The 381-nt window shown below is 70.9% G+C and carries 1 protein-coding gene; it reads left to right on the forward strand.

The window, feature by feature from the left end:
* Positions 1-301: LPXTG cell wall anchor domain-containing protein (locus tag ACOADB_RS07450; RefSeq protein WP_378597333.1), on the forward strand; the 301-nt coding region annotated here is incomplete at its 5' end.
* Positions 302-381 lie beyond the last annotated feature (80 nt).

Consider the following 381-nt stretch of genomic DNA (forward strand, 5'->3'; position numbering starts at 1 on the left):
TGTCGACCAGGCCGAAGCGCTCCTGAACGGCTTCCTCGGAACCTTCCCGTACACCTACGCACAGGGTGCCTCGGAGGTGACGATCCTCCAGGAGCTGCCGGAAGGTGTGGACCTGAGCGCGTTCGACGCTGCGACGCTCTGCGGCGCGGTGGCGGGCATCGTCGAGGAGCCGCCGACGGTCGGTGGCATCGTCGAGCTGCCGGACACCGGCGGTCCCGCCGGCTGGCTGGTGCCGCTCGGCTCCGGGCTGGTGCTGGCAGGTGCCGCCCTGGTGCTCGCACGTCGCCGCGAGACCGTCTGAGGTGAACCAGACGGTCTGACCGGATGATCGCCCCGTCGCAGCACAGCTGCGGCGGGGCGATCGCCGTCTTGCTGGCTGGT

It is taken from the genome of Nocardioides sp. CPCC 206348 (assembly GCF_048654705.1).
GTDB lineage: Bacteria > Actinomycetota > Actinomycetes > Propionibacteriales > Nocardioidaceae > Nocardioides.